Annotated in this window: 10 protein-coding genes; 6 read left to right on the forward strand and 4 right to left on the reverse strand. The window is 59.9% G+C overall.

Annotated elements, in window-relative coordinates; all coding sequences use genetic code 11:
• Positions 1-5 precede the first annotated feature (5 nt).
• Positions 6-551, forward strand: a complete 546-nt coding sequence (locus tag H0Z09_RS22970; protein ID WP_076952926.1) for a DUF2058 domain-containing protein — start codon at positions 6-8, stop codon at positions 549-551.
• Positions 552-665: 114 nt separating this feature from the next.
• On the opposite strand, the gene H0Z09_RS22975 is transcribed toward H0Z09_RS22970, so the two are convergent.
• The 4 genes from H0Z09_RS22975 to purM form a co-directional block, all read right to left on the reverse strand.
• The gene (locus H0Z09_RS22975; protein WP_044287624.1) at positions 666-854 is read right to left on the reverse strand and encodes a hypothetical protein; all 189 of its coding nucleotides are present in this window, start codon (positions 852-854) and stop codon (positions 666-668) included.
• Positions 855-1,151: 297 nt separating this feature from the next.
• Positions 1,152-1,865, reverse strand: coding sequence for a DUF3108 domain-containing protein (locus tag H0Z09_RS22980; RefSeq protein ID WP_186693734.1), 714 nt, complete (start codon positions 1,863-1,865; stop codon positions 1,152-1,154).
• An 8-nt stretch (positions 1,866-1,873) separates the two neighbouring features.
• Entirely contained in the window at positions 1,874-2,524 is a 651-nt protein-coding gene (purN, locus tag H0Z09_RS22985; protein ID WP_076952928.1) for a phosphoribosylglycinamide formyltransferase, read from the reverse strand.
• Positions 2,524-3,582, reverse strand: a complete 1,059-nt coding sequence (gene purM, locus H0Z09_RS22990) for a phosphoribosylformylglycinamidine cyclo-ligase (RefSeq protein WP_186693736.1) — start codon at positions 3,580-3,582, stop codon at positions 2,524-2,526. Before purM ends, purN begins: the two co-directional genes overlap by 1 nt.
• A 354-nt stretch (positions 3,583-3,936) precedes the next feature.
• Here purM and H0Z09_RS22995 point away from each other — a divergent pair, with 354 nt between their 5' ends.
• From H0Z09_RS22995 to H0Z09_RS23015, 5 genes are all read left to right on the forward strand, one after another.
• Positions 3,937-4,977, forward strand: a complete 1,041-nt coding sequence (locus H0Z09_RS22995) for a DUF2066 domain-containing protein (RefSeq protein ID WP_186693738.1) — start codon at positions 3,937-3,939, stop codon at positions 4,975-4,977.
• 32 nt (positions 4,978-5,009) lie between these two features.
• Positions 5,010-6,083, forward strand: a complete 1,074-nt coding sequence (locus H0Z09_RS23000; RefSeq protein ID WP_076952931.1) for an AI-2E family transporter — start codon at positions 5,010-5,012, stop codon at positions 6,081-6,083.
• 204 nt (positions 6,084-6,287) lie between these two features.
• On the forward strand, positions 6,288-6,992 hold the full coding sequence (gene hda / locus H0Z09_RS23005) for a DnaA regulatory inactivator Hda (protein ID WP_058424954.1): 705 nt from the start codon (positions 6,288-6,290) through the stop codon (positions 6,990-6,992).
• 209 nt (positions 6,993-7,201) lie between these two features.
• Positions 7,202-7,831 (forward strand): NlpC/P60 family protein, encoded by a 630-nt coding sequence (locus tag H0Z09_RS23010; RefSeq protein WP_076952932.1) that lies wholly within the window; start codon positions 7,202-7,204, stop codon positions 7,829-7,831.
• Between the two features lie 144 nt (positions 7,832-7,975).
• The gene (locus H0Z09_RS23015; protein WP_186693740.1) at positions 7,976-8,515 is read left to right on the forward strand and encodes a C40 family peptidase; all 540 of its coding nucleotides are present in this window, start codon (positions 7,976-7,978) and stop codon (positions 8,513-8,515) included.
• Positions 8,516-8,643: the final 128 nt, after the last annotated feature.

Raw genomic sequence — 8,643 nt, forward strand, 5'->3', positions numbered from 1 at the left:
GCACCATGAGCCTTTCCCTTCGCGACCAGTTGCTCAAAGCAGGTCTGGTCAACCAAAAGCAGGCCAAGCAGGTCGGCAAAGACAAACAGAAGCAGCAGCGCCTGGTCCACAAAGGCCAGATCGAGGCGGATGACACCCAGGCCCGCCTGGCTGCCGAGGCACACGCTGAGAAGGTCAAGCGCGACCAGGAGCTGAACCGCCAGCAGCAGGAGAAAGCCGAGGCCAAGGCGCGCACCGCGCAGGTCAAGCAACTGATCGAGACCTCGCGCCTGCCCAAGCTGACCACCGAGGACTACTACAACTTCGTGGATGACAAGAAGGTCAAGCGCCTGTCGGTCAACACACTGATGCGTAACAAGCTGAGCAACGGCTCCCTGGCGATCGTGCATCACGGCGGCGGCTATGAGGTGATCCCGCGCGAAGCGGCGCTCAAGATCCAGGAGCGCGCTCCGGAGCGTATCGTGCAGCTCAACCTGCTTACCGAAAGCCAGGTGCCGGATGAGGATGACCCATACGCCGCCTACCAGATCCCTGATGACCTGATGTGGTAAGGCTGTAAAAACAACATTGTGGCGAGCGGGCTCGTCCCGCGTTGGGCTGCGCAGCAGCCCCAAAAAGCACAAACCCCGCTTAATAGGCGGGGTTTGCGTGTGTAGAAGATATTTTCAGGAGCTTTGCGCCTGGCGTCTCATCTCAAGGGCTTCAAGCTCGTTTTTATAATTATGAGCGTCGCTCTCGTTGTGAAACATGCCGACCAACAGGTCTTGTTGGTGTACATCCCAGATATGAATCCCATGGCCCAGGGCTTCGTGGGACATATGTTCGTCGTCGCGTTCAGTTACTTTTACAGTCATCTGCTTGCTCCAATCTCTGGTGGACCTGCGGCAAGTCGTCGCAGGCCTTTGTTATATATTTTGATAGCTTGCTAAGTAAACCGCTTTAGCGGTTTATGACAGAAGTTTCATGTTGGGGGGCTGTCTGAAAGCTCTGTGGTGAAGCCTCCATCGCCATCGCAGGCAAGCCAGCCCCCACCTTGGAATGCATGCCAACTGTGGGAGCTGGCTTGCCTGCGATGGCGACAGAAGCTTCAACACAAAACCTGCAGACGAAAAAAAGCCCCGCATTCGCGAGGCTCTTTGCTCATCTACCGATCAGCTACCTTTGACAGCCTTACCGTCAACGGTACCGTCCTGCAGCATGATGTTGTATTCCTTGCCGTCGGTTTCCACCTGGCGCAGGGCAACCAGGATGCCGCCCTGGTCCTTGGCGAACCACATCTGGGTGATGCGCTTGCTCTGCGACGGATCACGCACGCGCTCGACCTTGATCGCATCGATGGTGCCGACCTTGGTCTGGACCTTTTCCTGGCCAATCACGCGGAAGTCGTAGGTGTCGACATCAGTGCCTTCGACCACGCGGTAGCTCATGCTCTTCTTGCCGCCAGCCACGTCGCGCTGCAGGGCAAGCTGGTACGTCGACTTGTCGAGCATGCCGCTTTCAAGCGTGACGTTGACCGGGTCCTTGTTCTCGAAGCCGGTGACTTTCTTGGCGGACTGGTCGAAGTCCAGGTTGATTTTTTTCGCCTTGCCCAGGCCACCGCGTTCGAAGGTGTAGCTCTTCGGTTGCAGGGTGTCCTTGTCGAACAGGATCACGCTGGTTTCGGTCAGGCTGGCGATCATCATGGAAGCCTTGAAATTCAAGGTCCAGCTGCCGTCACCGTTTTTGGTCAGGCTGCGTTCTGCCGAACCACTCATGGGCAACTGTTTCCAGTCGGCGGTATAGCTGGCGGAGAAAGGATGTAAATCTGCTGCTTGCACGGCAGGCAAGGCGAACAGCGCAAAAGCGAAGAGCAAGGCGCGACGCATAAAATCTCCTAGGTTCGAATCAAGTGGCCGCTGGCCGCAAGTAACTGACCGTCCAATAATGCACCCTGGTCGCCAAGAATCAACCGCCCCTCGGCAAACCAGCGAACAGCCAGTGGGTAAATCCTGTGTTCCTGGGTGTGAACCCGTTGCGCAAGGCTCTGCGCCGAGTCGTTGGACTCTACCGGAACCACTGCCTGTACGACCAGAGGCCCGCCATCGAGTTCCTCGGTGACAAAATGCACGCTGCAGCCGTGCTCGCGGTCGCCGGCGTCAAGCGCACGCTGGTGCGTGTGCATGCCTTTGTACTTGGGCAGCAGGGAAGGGTGGATATTGAGCAGGCGCCCTTCGTAATGTCGCACGAAATCAGCACTGAGGATGCGCATGAAACCGGCCAGTACCACCAGTTTGGGGTTGAAGGCGTCGATCAGTTCGATCAAGGCGCTGTCGAAGGCCTCGCGGCCCTCGAACGTCTTGTGATCCAGCGAGCGGGTGGCAATGCCCGCGTCCCTGGCGCGTTGCAGGCCGTAGGCGTCGCTGCGGTTGGAAATCACCGCCGCGATGCGCACCGGGCTATCGCCGGTGCGCGTGCTGTCGATCAGGGCCTGCAAGTTACTGCCGGTGCCGGAAAGCAGCACCACGACATCACAGGTTGCAGACATCAGTGAGCCTTGAGGTTCTTCAGTTCAACCTGGGCCGCGCCTTCGGCGGCGCTGGCGATCTGGCCGATGACCCAAGGCTGCTCGCCGGCTTCACGCAGCACGTTCAGCGCAGTTTCAACGTGCTCTTGAGCCACGCAGATGACCATGCCGACGCCGCAGTTGAGCACGCGGTGCATTTCGGTTTCGTCGACGTTGCCGTTCTCTTGCAGCCAGTCGAATACCGCAGGACGCTGCCAGCTGGCCACGTCAACGATCGCCTGGGCGCCTTTTGGCAGCACGCGCGGGATGTTGTCCAGCAGGCCACCACCGGTGATGTGGGCCATGGCCTTGACCGCGCCGGTGTCCTTGATCAGCTTGAGCAACGGCTTGACGTAGATACGGGTCGGGGCCATGAGCAGGTCGGCCAGTGGCTTGCCGTCGAGCTGGGTGTTCTCGATGTCGGCGCCGGACACTTCGATGATCTTGCGGATCAGCGAGTAACCGTTGGAGTGCGGGCCGGAGGATGGCAGGGCCAGCAGCGCGTCACCGGCGGCTACCTTGGAGCCGTCGATGATCTCGGCTTTTTCCACGACGCCGACGCAGAAGCCGGCCAGGTCGTAGTCTTCGCCTTCGTACATGCCTGGCATTTCAGCGGTTTCGCCGCCCACCAAGGAGCAACCCGACAGCTCGCAGCCGGCGCCGATGCCGGTGACCACTTGCGCCGCGGTGTCTACGTTCAGCTTGCCGGTGGCATAGTAGTCGAGGAAGAACAACGGCTCGGCGCCGCATACCACCAGGTCGTTGACGCACATGGCGACCAGGTCGATGCCGATGGTGTCGTGCTTGTTCAGGTTCAGCGCCAGGCGCAGCTTGGTGCCCACGCCGTCGGTGCCGGACACCAGCACAGGCTGCTTGTAGCCGGCCGGGATTTCGCAGAGGGCGCCAAAACCGCCCAGGCCGCCCATGACTTCGGGGCGCGCAGTGCGCTTGGCGACGCTCTTGATGCGTTCGACCAATGCTTCACCGGCGTCGATGTCTACACCGGCGTCCTTGTAGCTCAGGGAGGGTTGCTTGCTCATGATCCAGGCCTTTAGGGGGGATTTCTGGGTAACGACCGAGCCGGCAGGCGCTTTTGGTAAAAGGCCCAGCCGTTGACGGTCTGCGAAGGCGCGCGATTTTATCAGGCTTGAGGGGCAGCGGCCATCCTCGGGCCGACGGGCAGGGGCATATCGGTAAAAAAGCCGGTTAAAAAAATGCTGATCGGCTCTGCTTTGGCACGTATTAAGGTATAGCCTTTAACTCGCTATCGTTATGACAGTACGAAAACTACCGGGACCCCGTGAGTGTTTTGCCGGTCGCTGTGGTCACAGCCCTGCCAAACCGAGTCCACGCGGTCTGATCCAGCCGCTAAATTTGTCGTTCGGGAATCTTCCATGCGTCTGTGTAAATTCTTCTTTGTAGGCTGCTTGTCATTGGTCAGCCTGGCGAGTCATGCCGAAACACTCAATGGCCTGTATCAAGTACTCGAACCGGTCGGCAGCCAGTCTGCGCAAGAGCGCGACCAGGCTACCCAGCGCGCCGTGCAGACCCTGGTGATACGTCTGACCGGCGATGCCAAGGCCGCCGAGGGCCCGGGCCTGGCGGCCGTTCGCAAAGACCCGCAGCAAATCATCACGCAATATGGCTATGACGCCGGCCCGCCGGAGAGCCTGCAGGTGGATTTCGACCCGGTGAGCACTGATCGCGTCCTGCGTGAAGCAGGCTTGTCGATCTGGGGCAGCAACCGGCCATCAATCCTCGGCTGGTGGCTGAACGATTCCACCGAGGGCAGCAGCCTGGTCGGTGATGGCCAGACCGTCGCCCAGGCGCTGCGTCGTGCCGCGCAACACCGTGGCTTGCCGCTGCGCCTGCCGCTGGGCGACCTGGATGAGCAGGTGGTCGCCACTGCGCCGAACCTTGAGAGCGCCGACGCCACGCCACTGCGTGCCGCCTCCGAGCGCTACGGTGCTGACGCCTTGCTGGCGGTGCATGCGCGCCAGGAGGGCAACCAATGGCAGGCCAAATGGCGCCTGTGGTTGGGCGACAAGAGCGAGCAGGGCACCGCGCAAGGTGCCGACACGGGCGCCGTGGCGGACGCGGTGATGCTGGCGGTGAGCCAGAAACTGGCGCCGCGCTTTGCGGTCAAGCCTGGCGTGAGCGCTGAACAGTTGTTGGAAGTGCAGGGCATGACCCTTGAGCGCTATGCCGCGCTGGGCCATCTGCTTGAACCCTTTGGCGCTCAGCCGCAGCGGGTGGAGGGCGATCGCATTGTGTATCGCGTCAACGGCAGTGCCGATCAGTTGCGTACCCAGTTGAGCCTGGCCAAGTTGCAGGAGATTCCTGCCGGTGAGGCGCCGGTTCAACAGCCGCAGGCGGATGGCGCTCAACCACCTGCCGCGCCTGAGCCTCAGGCGCAACTGCGTTTTCGTTGGTAACAGTTTTCTTCTTTATATAGCTGGAGTGGTTTATGGCGGATACGCGTCGTTGGGTGTGGCTTGGCGGGATTGTCCTGCTGTGCGTTTTTGTATTCTTGCTGCATTCGATCCTGACGCCGTTCCTGGTGGCGTTGCTGTTGGCCTACCTGTTCGATCCCGTGGTGGATCGCCTGGAGAAGGCCGGGTTGTCACGTACCTGGGGCGTGGTGGCGGTGTTCGCCCTGTTTACCTTGATCATCACGGCGTTGGTGCTGGTGCTGGTGCCGATGCTGGCCAAGCAACTGTTCCGCCTGTATGAGCTGGCGCCGCAGATGCTCGATTGGCTGCAGCACACAGCGATGCCGTGGGCCCAGGCCAAGCTGGGGTTGTCGGATGGGTTCTGGAAGTTTGACAAGGTCAAGGCGGCCATCAGCGAACACATGGGCCAGACCACCGATATCGTCGGTGTCATCCTCAGCCAGGCGACCGCGTCCAGCCTGGCGCTGATCGGCTGGTTGACCAACCTGGTGCTGATCCCGGTGGTTGCGTTCTACCTGCTGCGCGACTGGGACATCATGATGGCCAAGATCCGCAGCCTGCTGCCGCGCAACCGTGAGGAGCGCATCGTCTCCCTGGCCGAGGAATGCCATGAGGTGCTCGGTGCCTTTGTGCGTGGCCAGTTGCTGGTCATGCTGGCCCTGGGGATCATTTATGCTGCGGGCTTGATGGCGATTGGCCTGGAACTGGGCCTGTTGATCGGCCTGATCGCCGGTCTGGCCGCGATCGTGCCGTATATGGGCTTTGTGATCGGTATCGGCGCGGCCTTGGTGGCGGGGCTGTTCCAGTTTGGCGGCGACCTGTACCCGATGCTGGGGATCGTCGCCGTGTTCATGGTCGGCCAGGCCCTGGAAGGCATGGTGCTGACGCCGTTGCTGGTAGGCGATCGGATTGGCCTGCACCCGGTGGCGGTGATCTTTGCGATCCTGGCGGGCGGTGAGCTGTTCGGGTTTACCGGCATCCTGTTGGCGCTGCCGGTGGCGGCGGTGATCATGGTGCTGGTGCGCCATGTGCACGATTTGTACAAGGATTCGGAAGTGTATACGGGGGTTGAAGACCCCGACTTGTAAATTCGTGCATCACCAACCCGGCTCCGGCCGGGTTTGTTATTTATGGCGCCGTGACGTCAAACAATCTTCGTGAATCCAACGGGTTAACGCAAGCCTTTGATTTTGCTTGGGGTCTGCTGCATTGTGCGCCCGGCGTCACGGGTATAAACTTTGCAAACTTTACACAGAGGCCACTAACGGTTCTTTTGCAGCCGTTCAGTCAGCATGAAACCGATTCAGCTGCCCTTGGGTGTGCGTCTGCGTGATGACGCCACCTTTATCAATTACTACCCAGGCGCCAATGCCGCTGCACTCGGCTATGTCGAGCGGCTTTGCGAAGCCGACGCCGGGTGGACCGAAAGCCTTATCTACCTGTGGGGCAAACACGGCGTAGGGCGTACCCACCTGTTGCAGGCCGCCTGCCTGCGTTTCGAGCAAATGGGCGAGCCGGCGGTCTACCTGCCCCTGGCTGAATTGATGGACCGCGGTATCGGCATCTTCGACCATCTTGAGCAATACGAACTGGTGTGCCTGGACGACTTGCAAGCGATCGCCGGCAAGGCTGATTGGGAAGAGGCGCTGTTTCACCTGTTCAATCGTTTGCGTGACAGCGGGCGGCGCCTGCTGATCGCAGCCTCTACCTCGCCACGCGAATTGCCGATCAAGCTGGCCGACCTCAAGTCGCGCATGACCCTGGCGTTGATCTTCCAGATGCGCCCGCTGTCCGATGAAGACAAATTGCGCGCCCTTCAGCTGCGCGCATCGCGGCGCGGCCTGCACCTCACCGACGAGGTCGGGCATTTTATTCTCACCCGTGGCACCCGCAGCATGAGTGCGTTGTTCGATTTGCTCGAGCAGCTCGACCAGGCCTCCTTGCAGGCACAACGAAAATTGACGATCCCTTTTCTCAAAGAGACGTTGGGTTGGTAAGTCGTTGATTCATCGAGACTCGGCATTTTACAGGCGCCAGAAACCCTGCGTTATGACCTGTTTGGCCACGCATTTGAACCGATAAATGGAATTACGGCTTAGATGTCATGGTCCAATTGCGAAGTCACATAGGCCACGATTGAATTTGCAAATCGATGTGATAGAAGGCATAGTCTCGGCTTCTTTACATACCAGCCACGGTCGTGCCCATGCTAAATCGCTTCGCACCCCTCGTGCCTCTCGCACTCGTTACCCTGTTGTTTGGCTGCGCCTCCCACCCTCAACACGTGGTCGAGCAGCAGAAGCCTCAGCAACAGTCCCAGGCAAAATTCGTCGCCGCACAGTCTTCTTCCGTTTATGAAGAGGAGGTGGCAACTGAAAAGGAACTGGCCGATTTTTCCGGCAGCAAGCCTTATCAGCTCCCGGTCCTTGCCGACAGCATCCTTGAACGCGGCATGTCCCTGATCGGTACCCGTTACCGTTTCGGCGGTACCTCCGAAGCCGGGTTCGACTGCAGCGGTTTCATCGGCTACCTGTTTCGTGAAGAAGCCGGCATGAACCTGCCGCGTTCCACCCGCGAAATGATCAACGTAAAAGCACCGTTGGTCGCACGCAACAACCTCAAGCCCGGTGATCTGCTTTTCTTCAGTACGGCGGGCCGTGGTCGCGTGAGTCATGCCGGTATCTACCTGGGCGATAACCAGTTTATCCACTCCAGCAGCCGTCGCAGTGGTGGTGTTCGCGTCGACAGCCTGGGCGACAGCTACTGGAGCAAAACCTTCATCGAAGCCAAGCGCGCACTCGCCATGGCCCCGACCACGGTTACCGCCAGCAAGTAAACTTAAAGTGATACTTGAAGTTTGACGTGTAAGCGCTAGAATCCCTGGACATTGCTGTAATCCGTTCGCGCGAGCCTTGCTTGCGCGTTCTGGTTTTCAGCGTTCGGCAGCGAAAGCCGCATCCAGACCAGGATTGTTCTGCACATGTCGACCTCGGCCCGCTTGATTCTCCTCGTTTGCGCCGTGCTGCTCAGCGCCTGCGCCAGCCGCCCACCGCCGCCCGCGCCTGTCGCGGTCAAGCCTAAGCCGGTGTTCAACTATTCCACCCAGAATTTCTCGCCGGCGGCTGACGACGTGCTCTTTCGCGCGCTCGGCCTGGTTGGCACACCTTACCGATGGGGCGGCAACACGCCGGACTCGGGGTTTGATTGCAGTGGCCTGATCGGTTTTGTTTTCCGCGACGCCGCCGGCATCTCTTTGCCACGCACCACCCGCGAACTGATCGTGATGCGCGCGCAAGACGTCAGCGAGCAGAACCTGCAGACCGGCGATCTGCTGTTCTTCGCCACCGGGGGTGGTTCGCAGGTCAGCCACGCCGGCATCTATGTGGGTGAGGGGCGCTTTGTGCATGCGCCGCAAACGGGTGGGACGGTGAAGCTGGATAGCTTGGATAAGGCGTATTGGCAGAATGCTTATCTGAGTGCCAAGCGGGTGTTGCCGGGGAATCTGGCGCGTAATCCCTAAGATACGATTCAAATGTGGGGCTTGCTGCCGTGCGGGGGACCGAGTACATATCCGTTGCTGCGGTAACGGCGGCTTAGGGTTCCGCCCTTACGGCGGGTCACTTTTTGAAGAGCGCAAAAAGTAACCCA

The sequence above is a fragment of the Pseudomonas sp. SWRI18 genome (genome assembly GCF_014268345.1).
In the GTDB taxonomy this organism is placed as follows: domain Bacteria; phylum Pseudomonadota; class Gammaproteobacteria; order Pseudomonadales; family Pseudomonadaceae; genus Aquipseudomonas; species Aquipseudomonas cedrina.